Source organism: Minwuia sp. IMCC3060 (assembly GCF_029909435.1).
Classification (GTDB): domain Bacteria; phylum Pseudomonadota; class Alphaproteobacteria; order Minwuiales; family Minwuiaceae; genus Minwuia.
The window spans coordinates 2,840,753-2,855,738 of sequence record NZ_CP123782.1; the positions used below are offsets into that span (position 1 = coordinate 2,840,753).

Below are 14,986 nucleotides of genomic sequence, written 5' to 3' on the forward strand. Positions count from 1 at the left end.
ATCAGGTTCCCATCCCGTGCCAGGATCCAGCGGCTTCCGGGTCAGATGGGATCATGCGGCGCGCGACGCAGCATGTCGAGGCTGGCCAGTACCGCCCCGCCCGTGATCAGCAGACACGCCAGCCCGACCTGCCAGGTCGCCACCGCCTGCCCCGCAGCCACCAGCACCAGCGTGGACAGAAGCGGGGCAAGGTAGGCAGCGGCACCCAGCACGCGCAGGTCGCCACGCTTCGTGGCATGGTCCCAGAGGAAGAACGCGCCCCCCACCGGCCCCAGACCAAGACCCAGGATCGCCAGCCACTCGATACCGACCGGCATGACCGTGGTCTCGAACGACAGATGCAGCACAAGCGCGCCGATGGCGGTAACGCCGCAGAAGCCCCCGACGGCATCCGTCGGCACCTCGGCAAAGCGGCGGTTGAGCACGGAATAGCTCGACCAGATCAGCGCGCAGGCCATTGCCGCCAGATAGCCTGACAGGAATGCCGGATCGAAGCGCAGTCCCTTGCGTGCAACGATCAGCACCGCGCCGGTGAACCCCAGCAGCGCCCCGACGACATGAATGGCCTTCAGGCGCTGCCCCGGCAGCAGGGCCGAGAAGAGCACGATCAGCAGCGGCCAGAGATAGGCGATCAGGCTCGCCTCCACCACCGGTGCATTGCGCAACGCCACGAAATACATGGCGTGATATCCGAACAGCCCGGCAACCCCCAGCAGCCATACCGCCGGTGGGTGCCGCAGCCGTCGCAGCGGGTTCTGTCCGCGTCGGCCCCAGACCATCAGCGCGATCAGAAAGGCTATCGCGAAACTCATCGCCGTCAGTTGCAGCGGCGGCACCGATCCACTGGCAGCCGTCATCAGGGCGAGCAGGGCCCAGGAGAGAACCGCCGCAATTCCGATAAGGGTTGCACGCGTAGTCGCTTGTGGCATCAGTGCACTCTGTGGTTCACAGGAGACGGTGCGGCGACGGTGCCACAGTCGGGAGGATCATGTCTTGGGCGAACTGGTATTCTTCCATACGGCGGACAGCAACGTCGATCTGTTCGAGACTGCCGCGCGGACAGCCGGGCTGCCCGGTGCCCGCCGTCATGTGGTCCGGCCGGCCCTGCTGGAGTCCGCCCGCATCGCCGGCGGTCTGAACGAGACGATTCGCAGCAATGCCGCGAGTCAGATGGTCGAGTCCCTGGAAGGTGCAGACCGCCTGATCTGCACCTGTTCGACCCTCGGTCCGGTGGCGGACACCCTGGCCGGGATGGGGCGTCCCGTCATACGGGTCGACCGGGCGCTGGCGGAGGCGGCGGTTACCCGGGGCCCGCGAATCGCGGCGCTGGTCACGCTGAACTCCACCATCGAACCGACCCGGGATCTGTTTCAGTCGGTCGCCGGAAAGCTGGACCGCCATATCCGCCTGGATCTTATCATCGTCGAGGGTGCGGCCCAGCTTCTGGCGGATGGGGACATCACCGGCTATGCCCGCGCCATTGCCAATGCCGTCGATGCCACCCCCGACGAATATGATGCGATCGCCCTGGCCCAGGCCTCCATGGCACCGGCGGCGCAACTGGCGCAGCGGCCCGTGATGACCAGCCCCGCGACCGCGATGCGTGCCCTGGCTGCGGAACTGGATGCCTGAGCATGACTGTCGTGCTCCGCAGATGCTCGACAGCCCTGTCGCGGCCCAATATTGTCGCGCGCAGATGATCAATTCCTGGGGAGGAGCATGAAGGATGGATCTGGCGTTCTCGCCCGACGAACAGGCCTTTCGCGCTGAAGTCCGCACCTTTCTGGAGGCGGAGCTGCCTGACGATCTGCGCCACAAGGTGCGCCAGCGCCAGGAGCTGGAGCGCGAGGACTATCTGCGTTGGCAGCGGATACTGCATGCCCGCGGATGGATCGCCGGTTCATGGCCGAAGGAGTATGGCGGCTGCGACTGGACCCCGGCACAGCGCCACATCTTCGACGAGGAATGCCATGCCGCCGATGCGCCGCCGCTGCTGCCGTTCGGGCTGCAGATGGTTGGTCCGGTGATCTTCACCTTCGGTCGACCGGACCAGAAGGAATTCTTCCTGCCGCGCCTGCTGTCCGGCGAACACTGGTGGTGCCAGGGCTATTCGGAGCCGGGATCGGGTTCGGACCTCGCCAGCCTGCAGACCGCCGCGGTGCGCGACGGTGATGACTACATCATCAACGGCCAGAAGATCTGGACCTCGCTGGCGCACCATGCCGACTGGATCTTCTGCCTGGTCCGCACCAGGAAGGAAGGCAAGCACCAGGAAGGCATCAGTTTCCTGCTGATCGACATGAAGACACCGGGCATCACGGTGCGCCCGCTGATCCTGATGGATCAGGGCCATCACGTGAACGAGGTCTTCTTCGAGAACGTCCGCGTACCGGTTGCCAACCGCATCGGGGAAGAGAACAGGGGCTGGACCTACGCCAAGTTCCTGCTCGGCAACGAACGCGCCGGCATCGCGGAAGTGGCCTGGAACAAGAAGCTGCTGCAGCGGCTGAAGGAAATGGCCGCAGATACACCCGCCAGTGGCGACAGGCTGCTCGACGATGCGGTATTTTCCCGCAAGGTGGCCGAAACGGAGGTAAAGCTTACCGCGCTGGAGTATTGCAATCTCCGTATCCTCGCCGCTATGCAGGAGGGATCGCCCCCGGGCGGTGAGGCCAGTATGCTGAAGCTGTTGGGTTCGGAGGTGACGCAGGCCATTACCGAATTGACGGTGGAGGCCTTGGGTTACTATGCCGCGCCCTATGAATTGGCAGACCGGACTCCAGGCAGCAACTGGTCTCCGGTGGGGCCGGAGGCGGCTGAGGGTGTCATGGGGCAACACCTGTTCATGCGGGCAATCACCATTGCCGGCGGGTCGAGTGAGGTTCAGAAGAACATCATCGCGAAGATGGTGTTAGGATTGTAGACGGGTGCCGCGCTGGCGGTATTCCGGGATCATGTGGCGGGGAGGATACAGGGCCCGATGGATTTCAACCTTTCGGAAGAGCAGCAACTGCTGAAAGACAGTGTCGACCGGTTCGTTCTGGACGACTACGACTTCGAGAAGCGGCGCAAGACGTCCAACAGTGACGACGGTTTCAGCCGCGACAACTGGAAGACCTTTGCCGAGCTTGGCTGGCTGGCCGTTGGTCTGCCGGAGGAATATGGCGGCTTCGGCGGTCCCGTCGAGACCATGATCGTCATGGAAGCCATCGGACGCGGTCTGGTGACCGAACCCTATCTGCCGACCGTCGTCCTGGGCGCGGGCCTGGTCGCGGAAGCCGGAACCGACGCGCAGAAGGAAGCAATCCTGGGCGCGGTGGCCGAAGGCTCCTGCATGCTGGCTTTCGGCTATGCCGAGCCGACGTCGCGCTTCAATCTCGCCGACGTCTCGACGACGGCCGAGAAGAAGGGGGACGGCTATGTCCTCAACGGCCACAAGTCGGTCGTCTATGGTGCCGCTGCCGCAGACAAGATCATCGTTTCCGCCCGCACCTCCGGTGGCGTGCGTGACAAGGACGGCATCTCGCTGTTCATCATCGACAACAACTGCAAGGGCCTGACCCGTCGTGACTATCCGACAGCGGATGGCCTGCGCGCCTCCGAGGTCGAGATGGAGAATGTCGAGGTCGGTGCCGACGCCCTGCTGGGCACGGAAGGTGCCGCGCTGCCGGTGATCGAGAAGGTCGTCGACCAGGGCATCGCCGCACTCTGTGCCGAGGCTGTCGGCTGCATGGAGATGCTGAAGGACGAGACCAACGAGTACCTGAAGACGCGCAAGCAGTTCGGCGTGCCCATCGGCAAGTTCCAGGTGCTGCAGCACCGCATGGTCGACTGCTTCATCGAGCTGGAGCAGTCCCGTTCCATGACCTACATGGTGACGCTGAAACTGGACGAGGACGAGAAGGAGCGCCGCAAGGCCGCTTCCTCCGCCAAGGCCCAGATCGGCAAGGGCGGCGTCTTCATCGGCGCCCAGTCGGTGCAGATGCACGGCGGCATGGGCATGACGGACGAACTGAAGATCAGCCACTACTACAAGCGGCTGATGCAGATCGACACCATGTTCGGTAACCGCGACTGGCACCTGAAGCAGTTTGCCGCGCTGACGCAGTAAGCCCGGCTTCAGACGTCGAGACAGATCATCCCGGCCAGGCCCCGCCTGCGCCGGGATTTTCTTTGGCGATTGCGCGACCGGGGCGGAGCGCAAAGAATGCGGTCATTCAAGGCCAACGGAATCACGCTCATGAAACGTCCGCTTCTCGCCCTGCTTCTCCTTCTTCCGCTTCTCGCATCCGGGGCGCAGGCCGCATCCCTGCCTGAGGGCGATGCACGTGAACTGGGTTTCAGCCCCGAAGGTCTCGCGGCACTGGACAGTGAATTGCTTGACCGGATCGGGAACGGGGCGTTCCCCGGGGCGGTCGTGCTGATCGCGCGCCACGGCAGGATCGCGCATCTGGGACTGCTGGGCAGCCGCACGCCCGATGGCTCGCCGATGACCGCCGACACGCTGTTCCGCATCTATTCCATGACCAAGCCGGTCGTCTCCGTCGCGGCGCTGGCACTGGTGGAGCGCGGCCTGATCGATCTCGACCAGCCGCTGAGCGACTTCATTCCCGCCTTCGCCGCCACCCGCGTCGCAACAGGTCGCCTGGACGGTGACGGCGAGATCGAGACCGTGCCGGCGGAACGTCCGATCACCATCCGCGACCTGATGCGCCACACCTCCGGCCTGACCTACGGCTTCTTCGGGCAGGGCGTGGTGCGGCAGGCCTATCGGAACGCGGCAGCAGGCGGCGCGGGCCTGTCGAACGTGCAGGCCGCAGCCTATCTCGCCACCCTGCCGCTGGAGCACCCGCCCGGCACGACATGGGAATACAGCCGCGCCACCGACGTGCTCGGCGCGGTGGTGGAGATTGCCTATGGCAAGCCCCTGAGCCAGGCACTCGCGGAACTCGTCCTGCAGCCGTTGCGGATGCAGGACACCGGCTTCGTCGTGACTGATCCGGCCGATCATCCGCGCATTGCCGAACCGAAGCCCCGCGACGGCATCGTCGGCAGCATCAGCCTGTACGATCCGCGCGTGCCCCGTCCGTCCGAGTCAGGCGGTGGCGGGCTGATCTCCACGGTCGGAGACTATGCGCGCTTCGCCCAGATGCTACTGAACGGCGGGGAACTGGACGGTGTCCGTGTCCTGAAGCCCGAGACCGTCGCCCTGATGACCCGCGACCACACCATCTCGGAAGGGCTGAAGCCCGGAAAGTACTACATCCCCGGCCGGGGCTATGGCTTCGGGCTCGGCGTTGCGGTGCGCATCTCCGACCAGGACGCAATCCTGCCCGGAACACTCGGCGACTATTACTGGGGCGGCGCGGGCGGCACCTACTTCTTCGTGGACCCGCAGCAGGACATGTTCGCTGTCTACATGATGCAGTCGCCGCAGAACCGCCGGACCCTGCGCAACGTCATTCGCAAGGGCGTCTATGGTGCCATGAACGCTCGCTAAGTTCCGGTTGCCCGGCGACCGCATCCGCGCGGCCCTGGGGGGCGAGGCCCCGGGTCGCAGGGCGATCCAGGGCTCAGTCCTTGCGGACCATCCGGCCCAGCGGGCGACCGCCGAAGATGTGGACGTGGAAGTGGAACACCACTTGGCCGGCACTGGCGCCATTGTTGGTGGTCAGGCGGAAGCCTTCGCCCGCGACGCCAGCGACCTCTGCAGTTTCACTGACGGAGCGCCAGAAGCCGGTGATTTCCTCCGCCGGGGCCTTCGCCATGAAATCCTCGAAATCGACATAGGCACCCTTCGGGATCACGAGCACATGTACCGGCGTCTGCGGCTGGATATCCTCGAACGCCAGCGCGAACTCGGTCTCGTGCACCTTCTTGCAGGGCAGTTCGCCGCGCAGGATCTTCGCGAAGACGTTGTCGTTGTCATAGCTCATCGGTCTCAGTCCTCCTTGCGGGATGCCTTTTCGGCGATACCGGAAATGCCTTCGCGCCGTGCCAGTTCGGCCATGACCTCACCCGGTTCGATGCCAAGGTGGGACCAGAGCACGGTCAGGTGAAACAGCAGGTCCGCGCTCTCGGAGACGACCTTGTCCCGCCCCTCGCTGACGGCGGCAAGCGCGGTCTCCACCGCTTCCTCACCGACCTTCTGCGCGATCTTCGAAGTGCCCTTCGCGTGCAACCGCGCGACGTAGGATGTCTCCGGGTCGGCTGACTTGCGCTGCTCCGCCAGCGCGTACAGGCGCTGCAGCATGTCCGGACTGTCACTCATGCCGTGGCCTCCTCCGCCAGCAGGCGCACCGGCACACCGGCGGCGGCCATGTGCGCCTTGGTCTCAGGGATCGAAAAGGTGCCGAAATGAAAGATCGAGGCGGCGAGGACGGCCGAGGCATGGCCGTCGCGCACCCCCTCCACCATGTGATCCAGGGTTCCGACACCACCCGAGGCAATGACCGGAATACCGACCGCATCTGCCACCGTGCGAGTCAGGGCAATGTCGAAACCGATCTTGGCGCCGTCACGGTCCATGGAGGTCAGCAGGATCTCGCCCGCACCCAGCCCCTCCATGCGGCGCGCCCATTCGACGGCATCGATGCCTGTCGGCTCCCGCCCGCCATGGGTGAAGATCTCCCAGCGGTCGGGGCCGACCGACTTCGCGTCGATGGCGACTGTGATGCACTGGCTGCCGAACTTGGTCGCCGCCTCCCCCACGAACTCCGGGCGGTGAACGGCGGCGGTATTGATGGAGACCTTGTCGGCACCGGCCAGCAGCAACTGCCGCACGTCGTCGTTGGTGCGCACACCACCGCCGACCGTCAGCGGCATGAAGCAGCGTTCCGCCGTACGCGCCACCACATCGAACAGGATACCGCGCTTCTCGTGGCTGGCGGTGATGTCCAGGAAGCAGAGTTCGTCGGCCCCGGCGGCATCATAGACCGTCGCCTGCTCCACCGGATCGCCTGCATCGCGCAGATCGACGAAGTTGATGCCCTTCACCACGCGCCCGTCCTTCACGTCGAGGCAGGGAATGATGCGTGCCTTCAGCATGGGTCAGGCCCCCGCCACGGACAGCGCTTCCGCAGGGTCGATGCGACCGTCATAGAGTGCGCGGCCAATGATGACCCCTTCGATACCGGCATCGGCCACCGCCTTCAGCCGGTGAATGTCGTCGATGCCCGCAACGCCGCCGGAGGCGATGACCGGCAGACCGGAGACACGCGCCAGCTCCGCCGTTGCCTCGACATTCACACCCTGCAGGGCACCGTCGCGGTCGATGTCGGTATAGACGATGGCGGCCACCCCGGCGTCGGCAAAGGCCAGCGCCAGATCGGTCGCCTTCATCTCCGACTGCTCGGCCCAGCCCTCCACCGCGACCTGCCCGCCACGCGCATCGATGCCCACCACGATCCGCTCCGGGTAGTCCCGGCAGGCAGCGCGGACCGTCTCCGGATCCCGCAGGGCCATGGTGCCGAGAATGACCCGCGCCACCCCGGCAGCCAGCCAGGCGTCGATCGCGGCCCGGTCCCTGATGCCACCACCAAGCTGCACCGGGCGATCCGTGGCGGCCAGCACGGCGCGCACGGCATCGGCATTGCTCGAACGGCCGTCGAAGGCCCCGTTCAGATCCACAAGATGCAGCCGCGTGAAACCGGCATCGCGAAACCGCCGCGCCTGGTCCGCCGGATCGGGATTGAACTCCGTCGAGTCTTCCATGCGCCCCTGCAGCAGCCGCACGCAGCGTCCGTCCTTCAGGTCGATTGCGGGGTAGATATTCATTTCTTCGCTCCCGGCTTGCGCCTGTGCGCCAGTTCCTTGGTGTAGAAATATCCGGTCACATAGTCCTCGCCCACCAGCGCGTAGTTCTCCCGCACGCCCCAGCGGGTGAACCCGCCCTGTTCGTAGATCTGGATCGCCGCGGTCTGTGTCTCGCGCACATCCAGGTCGATCTGCTCGAACCCATCCTTGCGCGCCACATCTTCCGCCATCTGCAGCAGGCCGCGCGCCAGACCCAACCCCCGCGCATGGGGGGCGATGAAGAAGGTCGTGAGGCGCGCGATGTGACCCTGGGCATGATTGTGGCGCGAGGGCCGCAGCAACTGGATCGAGCCGACGATATGCCCGTCCAGCCAGGCCACAAAGACCTCCCGTTCCGGCATCAGCACGACACCCTTCCAGTAGGACTCCATCACCGCGCGGCGCGGCACGGTCAGCCAGCCGAAGCCGTTGCCATCGACGATGGCCGCCTCCGTGGCGTCGCAGAGGTCCTGCAGGTCCACCTCCTCGATGGACTTGAGCTGCTGGATATCCGTTGACGGTTTCCGATCCACGGCCATCACGGGGCCCATTCAAGGAAGTTGCGGATCAGGCGCAGGCCCACTGCCTGGCTCTTTTCCGGGTGAAACTGGGTGCCGATCATGGTGTCCCGCCCGACGGCAGCCACAACAGGACCGCCATAATCGACCTCTGCCAGCCGGTGCGCGGGCTCCACATCCCTGAAGGCATAGGAATGCACGAAATAGGCGTGCGCACCCTCACCCAGTCCGGCAAAGACCGGATGCGGCGTCCGCAGCACCAGTTCGTTCCAGCCCATGTGCGGGATCTTCAGCGCCGGATCGGCCGGCGTGATCCGGTCAACCGTTCCCTCGATCCAGCCAAACCCTTCGTGATGGCCATGCTCCAGTCCCGCGTCCGCCATCAACTGCATGCCGACACAGATACCGAAGAAGGGGCGCGCGCGGGTGATCGCCGCCTCCTCGACCGCTTCCCGCAGGCCGGGGATGGCGCTCAGGCCCGCGCGGCAATCGGCAAAGGCCCCGACCCCCGGCAGCACCACCCGATCCGCCGCCGCGACCCGTTCCGGCGCGCCGGAGACTTCGATGCGGATGTCCGAGCCGAGTTCGCGCGCTGCCCGCTCGAACGACTTCGCAGCCGAATGCAAGTTGCCGGATCCGTAATCGACGATGACCGTCAGCATGGCCGTCGCCGCGCCGCACGCGCCCGCTTCGCCATGCTCACAGGCTGCCGCCCAGCACGCCCTTGGTGGAGGGCACGGCGTCCGACTTGCGCGGATCGATGTCCAGCGCATCGCGCAGCGCCCGCGCCAACCCCTTGAAGCAGCTCTCCGCTATGTGGTGGTTGTTCTCTCCGTACAGGTTCTCTACATGCAGCGTGATGCCACCTGCCTGCGCGAAGGCCTGGAACCATTCCTTGAACAGTTCGGTATCGAAATCCCCCAGCTTCGGTCGCGAGAACCCGACCCGCCAGATCAGGTAGGGCCGGTTCGAGACATCCAGCGCCACACGGGTCAGCGTCTCGTCCATCGGGATCAGTGCCGAGCCATAGCGGGTGATGCCGGCGCGGTCGCCCAGCGCCTCCGCCAGGGCCGTGCCGATGGCGATACCGGTATCCTCCACCGTGTGGTGGAAATCGATGTGGGTGTCGCCCTTTGCCCGGACCGTGAGGTCGATCAGACTGTGCCGGGAAAGCTGTTCCAGCATGTGATCCAGAAAGCCGATACCGGTGTCGATGGTGTAGATGCCGGTGCCGTCGACATTCAGTTCGACGGAAATCTCGGTTTCCTTGGTACGGCGGTCATAGCTGGCCTGGCGCATGGCGCGGTTCCTTGATCAGTCACGGCGGAGACGCGCTCTATAGCAAGTGCGGCGTCACGGTCAAAGCCACAGAGGGCCTCAGAAGCCCACACCACCACTGGGCGTGCGCCGCATCAGCACGCCCTCATCGGCGTTTCGGCTGCGGCATCGGTGATATTCCGGGTCGGATGGCCCGGCATCCGACCAGCCGCAGGACACGCCGCCGATGCGGGTCGGTCCCGTATCGACGATCTCACAGCCACACAACACGCCCACGGTCAGCAGGACGGCGAGCGGACGCAACCAGACACGGATGGCGAGAATCTGTTCCATGGGCGATATGTAGTATGTTTGGCGTTACAGGGGAATCGGTGGTTGCACATGGCACTGTCGATTTCCAGTTCTGTCCGCATCGGTCCAATCAGGCGGTGAGCATCTCCATGACCCTTCCCTTCCAGCATTTCGTCCAGCCGTCCCTGCAGCCGACCGTGGGCGAAAGCGGCCTCGATACCGGCACATACGCACAGTTGCTGGTGGACGCTGCCCCGGCAGTGGCGAGGATTCGGGCCGATCTGGCAGCGGGCGAACTCCCCTGCTTCGGACTGGCGAGTCGGCGCGACGATCTGGAAGCCCTGGTGCCGGTCGCGGACCGGATCCGCGGCAGATACCGCCATTGTGTCGTGCTGGGCACAGGTGGCTCCAGCCTTGGAGCGCAGACCCTGCTGGCGCTGGCCGCGCCGGAGGATCGGGCACGGCTGATCCTGCCCGACAACCTGGACGGACGCGGCTTCGCAGAGTTGCTGGCCGGGCTGGACCCGGAGACGACCTTCTTCCTCTCCGTGTCCAAGTCGGGCGGCACCACCGAGACGCTGGCTCAGACCCTCGTGGTGCTGGACTGGTTGCGCAAACGGCTCAGTCCCGGCGCCATTCCCGGTCACCTGATGGCCATCGCCGAACCCGGCGACAATGCCCTGCGGCGCCTGTGCGAGATCCACGGCGTCGAGGTTCTGGATCATGACCCGAAGGTCGGTGGCCGGTTTTCCGTCCTGTCGCTGGTTGGCCTGCTGCCCGCGATGATCGCCGGGCTGGACGCACATGCCGTCCGCAGCGGCGCGGCGCAACTGTTCGAATCCCTGCTGACGGACGAGGCCGCGCCGCCTGTGGCCGGTGCTGCGGTCGCCGTGGGTCTGGCGCAGCACAGGGGCCGCAGCCAGCAGGTCATCATGCCCTATGCCGGCTCGCTGGAGCGGCTGTCCATGTGGCACCGCCAGCTCTGGGCGGAGAGCCTCGGCAAGGACGGCACAGGCCTGACCCCGGTCGCGGCACTGGGGCCGGTCGACCAGCACAGCCAGTTGCAGCTCTGGCTTGATGGCCCGGCTGACAAGAGTTTCACGGTGCTGACAGTGGCCGAACCCGATCCCGGCCCGACCATCGCGCCCGATCTGGTGACCGATCCGGCCCTGGCCTATCTGTCCGGCCAGAGCCTGGGGGCCATCGTCCAGACACAGGCGCGGGCAACGATGGAGACGCTGGTTGCCACCGGGCATCCCGTGCGCATGATCCGCCTGCCCCGGCTGGACGAGAAGTCGGTGGGCGGCCTGCTGATGCATTTCATGCTGGAGACCGTGATTGCCGCGCACCTGCTGGGTGTCGATCCGTTCGGACAGCCTGCTGTCGAGACCAGCAAGCGGCTGACGCGGGAGTATCTCTCGGTCGCGGCCAGTTGATGTCCACGCTTCGCCGACTGCCGGAGACCACCGTCAACCGCATCGCCGCCGGTGAAGTGATCGAGCGGCCGGCGAGCGCGGTCAAGGAACTGGTGGAGAACAGCCTGGACGCCGGTGCCGGCCGGATCGAGATCGTGCTGCGGGAGGGCGGGCGATCCCTGATCTCCGTCGATGACGACGGCCACGGCATGAGCGCCGATGACCTGAGCCTTGCCATCGAGCGTCATGCGACCTCCAAGCTGCCCGATGACGACCTGATGGACATCCGCCATCTCGGCTTCCGTGGGGAGGCGCTGCCCTCCATCGGGGCCGTGGCGCGCCTGCGCATCGACAGTCGCCGGCAGGATGCCGACACCGGCTGGGCCATTCAGGTGGATGGCGGGCGGCTTTCGGCCCCCGAGCCGTCTTCGCGCGCGCGGGGAACGCGGGTGGAAGTGCGGGACCTGTTCTTTGCCACCCCGGCGCGGCTGAAGTTCCTGAAGACCGACCGGGCCGAATTCGGTGCCACGCTGGACATGATCAAGCGGCTGGCCATGGCGCACCCGGAAGTGGGCTTCACCCTGAAGGACGACCAGCGCACCGCGTTCCAGGCCGGGGCGGAACAGGGCGAACTGCTGGATGCCCGCGCCGCGCGCCTGGCCCGTGTCATGGGCCGGGAGTTCGTCGAGAATGCGCTGCCGGTGGAGGCGGACCGCGACGGTATCCGCCTGACCGGGCTGGCGGGCGTGCCGACCTACAACCGGGGCAACGCCACGCAGCAGTACATGTTCGTCAATGGCCGTCCGGTGCGGGACAAGCTGTTCACCGGCGCGGTGCGCGGTGCCTATCAGGATTTCCTGTCCGGCGGGCGGCACGCCGTGCTGGTGCTGTTCCTGGAGGTCGATCCGGCCTTCGTGGACGTCAATGTCCACCCGGCGAAGGCTGAGGTGCGGCTTCGCGAACCGGGTGTGGTGCGCGGCCTGATCGTCGGCGGCCTGCGCAGCGTGCTGGCGGCGGCGGGGCATCGTGCCTCCACAACTGTCGCCGGGCAGGCCCTCGGCGCCTTCCGCGCCGGCACCCAGCCGGAAACGCCCCGGTTCAGCATGCCGCTGCGCGGCGGTGGTGGCGGCAGCTACATGCCCCGTCAGGACAGCGCTGCCGCGCGCGAAGCCTTCGCGGCCTGGCAAAGCCCGGAGGGCGGATTGTCAGGCGTGGCTGAATCGGCAGTACGCGAATTCATCGACCCCTCGGGCCGCGTCGAGACGCAGGCAGCGGATGCCCCGGCCCCGTCAGCGGATTTCCCGCTGGGGGTTGCACGTGGGCAGGTCCACGGTACCTACATCGTCGCCCAGACCATGGATGGCATCGTGCTGGTGGACCAGCATGCGGCGCATGAGCGCCTGGTCTATGAACGGATGAAACGGCAACTGGACGAGAACGGTGTCGCCCGGCAGGGCCTGCTGCTGCCCGAAGTGGTCGAGATGGAAGAGACGGATGCCGACCGCATCGCCGCCCGGGCGGATGAACTGGCGTCCCTCGGCCTCATTCTGGAACGGTTCGGACCCGGCGCCATTGTCGTGCGCGAGACGCCAGCCCTGCTGGGTCAGTGCGACATTCGCGGCCTGCTGAACGATCTGGCCGACGAGCTGGCAGAGTTCGATCAGGCTACGGGCCTGAAGGACCGGCTGCAGGATGTCTGCTCCACCATGGCCTGCCACGGCTCCGTCCGCGCGGGACGCCGCCTGAACGCCGAGGAAATGAACGCCCTGCTGCGCGAGATGGAACGCACCCCGCACTCCGGCCAGTGCAACCACGGCCGCCCGACCTACGTCGAACTGCACCTGAACGACATCGAACGGCTGTTCGGACGGCGGTAGGGAAGCAGCGCCGAAGTCACCGCTGGCTCGTCTCCCTCGCCGGGTTGAGCCAGGGCGTGCGGTCGTCCGGGGTCAGCATGGAACCGCCGAGGATATCGTCGGCCATCTTCTCGCCCACCATGATCGACGGGCCGTTGAGGTTGCCGTTGGTGATCTGGGGGAAGATGGAGCTGTCGACCACGCGCAGGGCATCGACGCCGATCACGCGTCCCTGTGGGTCCACCACGCTGCGGCTGTCCTCCGGGTCGCCCATGCGACAGGTGCCGCAGGGATGGTAGGCACTCTCCACCGCCTCCCGAATGAAATCGTCCAGCGCGGCATCATCCTGAACATCCGCCCCCGGCGCGATCTCCGGCCCGGCGAAAGGTTCGAAGGCGGGCTGGGCGAAGATCTCCCGCGTCAGGCGGATGCAGGTGCGGAAATCGGCCCAGTCCTTGTCCGTGGACATGTAGTTGAACAGGATCGACGGATCGGCCTTCGCATCCGCCGAGGTCAGTTGCACCCGCCCGCGCGACGGCGACCGCATCGGCCCGACATGCGCCTGAAACCCGTGCGCCTTGGCCGGGGCCTTGCCGTCATAGCGGATGGCGACCGGCAGGAAATGGTACTGGATATCCGGGTAAGGCACCCCGGCGGCGGAGCGGATGAAGGCTGCGGCCTCGAAGTGGTTGGTCGCCCCATGCCCGGTCTTCGTGAACAGCCATTGCGCCCCGATCATCGCCTTCGAGAACAGGTTGAGGTGGCTGTAGAGGCTGATCGGCTGCAGGCAGGTCATCTGCAGATAGAGTTCCAGGTGATCCTGCAGGTTCTGCCCGACACCGGGGCGGTCGGCACGCACGTCGATTCCGTGTTCGCGCAGGTGCTCCGCCGGGCCGATGCCGGACAGCATCAGCAGCTTCGGGGAGTTGATGGAGGACGCGGACAGGATCACTTCCCGCGTCGCGGAGAGCACCTTCTGCTGCCCGCCCTGTTCGAACACCACACCGGTCGCCTTCGCCCCGTCGAAGGCCACCCGCAGCGCCAGCCCGCGCACCAGCCGTACGTTGGGCCGCTTCAGCGCCGGGCGCAGGTAGGCATTGGCCGCCGACCAGCGTCGCCCGCGCCAGACCGTCATCTCCATGGGGCCGAAGCCTTCCTGCTGCTCCCCGTTGTAGTCGGCGGTGACCGGATAGCCGGCCTGACGCCCGGCCTCCCGGAAGGCGGTGAACAGCGGGTTCTTCTGTGGCCCGCGCGTCACATGCAGCGGGCCATCGGTGCCGCGCCAATCCGCCTGACCGCCGTGATTGCTCTCCATGCGCATGAAGTACGGCAGCACGTCGCGGTAGGCCCAGCCGCGCGCGCCGGACTGTGCCCAGCCCTCGTAGTCCAGCGCATGTCCCCGGACATAGACCATGCCGTTGATCGAAGAGGAGCCGCCGATCACCTTGCCGCGCGGGCAGGCCAGTTGCCGCCCGCCCAGATGCGGCTCCGGCTCCGACTGATAGCCCCAGTCATAGCGGGACATGTTCATCGGGTAGGACAGCGCCGCCGGCATCTGGATCAGTGGCCCGGCATCGGTGCCGCCATGTTCCAGCACGATGACGGAGTGGCGCCCGTTCTCGCTCAGCCGATATGCCAGTGCCGCGCCTGCGCTGCCCGCGCCGACGATGACATAGTCTGCCCTGGCGAATTCCGGAATGTCGGTCACGGCGGGGTTCTCCTGCTGCTGCACCGCTGCTCGGGGATTTCTGCACCTGTGCCATCCATCCGGCAACCCCGGACAGTGAACCATGCGGATTGTGATCATGGTCAGTTTCGGCGCATGTCACCCTTT

At 66.3% G+C, this 14,986-nt stretch carries 16 protein-coding genes; 6 read left to right on the plus strand and 10 right to left on the minus strand.

The features are described from left to right. Positions 1-41: 41 nt before the first annotated feature. On the minus strand, positions 42-929 hold the full coding sequence (locus QGV54_RS13325) for an EamA family transporter (RefSeq protein ID WP_281016356.1): 888 nt from the start codon (positions 927-929) through the stop codon (positions 42-44). Between the two features lie 64 nt (positions 930-993). Between QGV54_RS13325 and QGV54_RS13330 the strand changes: the two genes are divergently transcribed. The 4 genes from QGV54_RS13330 (at position 994) to QGV54_RS13345 (ending at position 5,500) form a co-directional block, all read left to right on the plus strand. Beyond that, positions 994-1,632: a hypothetical protein gene (locus tag QGV54_RS13330; RefSeq protein WP_281016355.1), complete on the plus strand. Its 639-nt coding sequence runs from the start codon at positions 994-996 to the stop codon at positions 1,630-1,632. A 94-nt stretch (positions 1,633-1,726) separates the two neighbouring features. Continuing rightward, positions 1,727-2,923 carry an acyl-CoA dehydrogenase family protein gene (locus tag QGV54_RS13335; RefSeq protein ID WP_281016354.1) on the plus strand — a complete coding sequence of 399 codons (1,197 nt, stop codon included), beginning with the start codon at positions 1,727-1,729 and terminating at the stop codon, positions 2,921-2,923. A 57-nt stretch (positions 2,924-2,980) separates the two neighbouring features. Further along, positions 2,981-4,111, plus strand: coding sequence for an acyl-CoA dehydrogenase (locus tag QGV54_RS13340; RefSeq protein WP_281016353.1), 1,131 nt, complete (start codon positions 2,981-2,983; stop codon positions 4,109-4,111). A 129-nt stretch (positions 4,112-4,240) separates the two neighbouring features. Then, positions 4,241-5,500 (plus strand): serine hydrolase domain-containing protein, encoded by a 1,260-nt coding sequence (locus tag QGV54_RS13345; RefSeq protein WP_281016352.1) that lies wholly within the window; start codon positions 4,241-4,243, stop codon positions 5,498-5,500. Between the two features lie 73 nt (positions 5,501-5,573). Here the strand turns inward: QGV54_RS13345 and QGV54_RS13350 are convergent, their stop codons facing one another. The 8 genes from QGV54_RS13350 to QGV54_RS13385 all read right to left on the minus strand — a co-directional run bounded on the left by QGV54_RS13350 (position 5,574) and on the right by QGV54_RS13385 (position 9,923). After that, on the minus strand, positions 5,574-5,936 hold the full coding sequence (locus tag QGV54_RS13350; RefSeq protein WP_281016351.1) for an HIT domain-containing protein: 363 nt from the start codon (positions 5,934-5,936) through the stop codon (positions 5,574-5,576). A 5-nt stretch (positions 5,937-5,941) separates the two neighbouring features. Further along, the gene (locus QGV54_RS13355) at positions 5,942-6,271 is read right to left on the minus strand and encodes a phosphoribosyl-ATP diphosphatase (RefSeq protein ID WP_281016350.1); all 330 of its coding nucleotides are present in this window, start codon (positions 6,269-6,271) and stop codon (positions 5,942-5,944) included. Next, positions 6,268-7,047, minus strand: coding sequence for an imidazole glycerol phosphate synthase subunit HisF (gene hisF, locus QGV54_RS13360; protein WP_281016349.1), 780 nt, complete (start codon positions 7,045-7,047; stop codon positions 6,268-6,270). The genes QGV54_RS13355 and hisF overlap by 4 nt, the downstream gene beginning before the upstream one ends. A 3-nt stretch (positions 7,048-7,050) precedes the next feature. Further along, the gene (hisA, locus tag QGV54_RS13365; RefSeq protein ID WP_281016348.1) at positions 7,051-7,776 is read right to left on the minus strand and encodes a 1-(5-phosphoribosyl)-5-[(5-phosphoribosylamino)methylideneamino]imidazole-4-carboxamide isomerase; all 726 of its coding nucleotides are present in this window, start codon (positions 7,774-7,776) and stop codon (positions 7,051-7,053) included. Beyond that, on the minus strand, positions 7,773-8,333 hold the full coding sequence (locus QGV54_RS13370; protein WP_281016347.1) for a GNAT family N-acetyltransferase: 561 nt from the start codon (positions 8,331-8,333) through the stop codon (positions 7,773-7,775). Before QGV54_RS13370 ends, hisA begins: the two co-directional genes overlap by 4 nt. After that, the gene (gene hisH / locus QGV54_RS13375; RefSeq protein ID WP_281016346.1) at positions 8,333-8,974 is read right to left on the minus strand and encodes an imidazole glycerol phosphate synthase subunit HisH; all 642 of its coding nucleotides are present in this window, start codon (positions 8,972-8,974) and stop codon (positions 8,333-8,335) included. The genes QGV54_RS13370 and hisH overlap by 1 nt, the downstream gene beginning before the upstream one ends. Positions 8,975-9,011: 37 nt before the next feature. Then, positions 9,012-9,611, minus strand: coding sequence for an imidazoleglycerol-phosphate dehydratase HisB (gene hisB / locus QGV54_RS13380; RefSeq protein WP_281016345.1), 600 nt, complete (start codon positions 9,609-9,611; stop codon positions 9,012-9,014). Between the two features lie 78 nt (positions 9,612-9,689). Further along, positions 9,690-9,923, minus strand: a complete 234-nt coding sequence (locus tag QGV54_RS13385; RefSeq protein WP_281016344.1) for a hypothetical protein — start codon at positions 9,921-9,923, stop codon at positions 9,690-9,692. A 107-nt stretch (positions 9,924-10,030) separates the two neighbouring features. Between QGV54_RS13385 and QGV54_RS13390 the strand changes: the two genes are divergently transcribed. Continuing rightward, positions 10,031-11,317 carry a hypothetical protein gene (locus QGV54_RS13390; RefSeq protein ID WP_281016343.1) on the plus strand — a complete coding sequence of 429 codons (1,287 nt, stop codon included), beginning with the start codon at positions 10,031-10,033 and terminating at the stop codon, positions 11,315-11,317. Then, positions 11,317-13,173, plus strand: a complete 1,857-nt coding sequence (mutL, locus tag QGV54_RS13395; protein WP_281019961.1) for a DNA mismatch repair endonuclease MutL — start codon at positions 11,317-11,319, stop codon at positions 13,171-13,173. Before QGV54_RS13390 ends, mutL begins: the two co-directional genes overlap by 1 nt. A 16-nt stretch (positions 13,174-13,189) precedes the next feature. Here the strand turns inward: mutL and betA are convergent, their stop codons facing one another. After that, positions 13,190-14,860 (minus strand): choline dehydrogenase, encoded by a 1,671-nt coding sequence (gene betA, locus QGV54_RS13400; protein WP_281016341.1) that lies wholly within the window; start codon positions 14,858-14,860, stop codon positions 13,190-13,192. Positions 14,861-14,986 lie beyond the last annotated feature (126 nt).

Bases quoted from the DNA above. Each gene is read 5' to 3' on its own strand.
- QGV54_RS13325 (WP_281016356.1), bottom strand. From the start codon at position 929: ATGCCACAAGCGACTACGCGTGCAACCCTTATCGGAATTGCGGCGGTT.
- QGV54_RS13335 (WP_281016354.1), top strand. From the start codon at position 1,727: ATGGATCTGGCGTTCTCGCCCGACGAACAGGCCTTTCGCGCTGAAGTC.
- QGV54_RS13340 (WP_281016353.1), top strand. From the start codon at position 2,981: ATGGATTTCAACCTTTCGGAAGAGCAGCAACTGCTGAAAGACAGTGTC.
- QGV54_RS13345 (WP_281016352.1), top strand. From the start codon at position 4,241: ATGAAACGTCCGCTTCTCGCCCTGCTTCTCCTTCTTCCGCTTCTCGCA.
- QGV54_RS13350 (WP_281016351.1), bottom strand. From the start codon at position 5,936: ATGAGCTATGACAACGACAACGTCTTCGCGAAGATCCTGCGCGGCGAA.
- QGV54_RS13355 (WP_281016350.1), bottom strand. From the start codon at position 6,271: ATGAGTGACAGTCCGGACATGCTGCAGCGCCTGTACGCGCTGGCGGAG.
- hisF (WP_281016349.1), bottom strand. From the start codon at position 7,047: ATGCTGAAGGCACGCATCATTCCCTGCCTCGACGTGAAGGACGGGCGC.
- hisA (WP_281016348.1), bottom strand. From the start codon at position 7,776: ATGAATATCTACCCCGCAATCGACCTGAAGGACGGACGCTGCGTGCGG.
- QGV54_RS13370 (WP_281016347.1), bottom strand. From the start codon at position 8,333: ATGGCCGTGGATCGGAAACCGTCAACGGATATCCAGCAGCTCAAGTCC.
- hisH (WP_281016346.1), bottom strand. From the start codon at position 8,974: ATGCTGACGGTCATCGTCGATTACGGATCCGGCAACTTGCATTCGGCT.
- hisB (WP_281016345.1), bottom strand. From the start codon at position 9,611: ATGCGCCAGGCCAGCTATGACCGCCGTACCAAGGAAACCGAGATTTCC.
- QGV54_RS13385 (WP_281016344.1), bottom strand. From the start codon at position 9,923: ATGGAACAGATTCTCGCCATCCGTGTCTGGTTGCGTCCGCTCGCCGTC.
- QGV54_RS13390 (WP_281016343.1), top strand. From the start codon at position 10,031: ATGACCCTTCCCTTCCAGCATTTCGTCCAGCCGTCCCTGCAGCCGACC.
- mutL (WP_281019961.1), top strand. From the start codon at position 11,317: ATGTCCACGCTTCGCCGACTGCCGGAGACCACCGTCAACCGCATCGCC.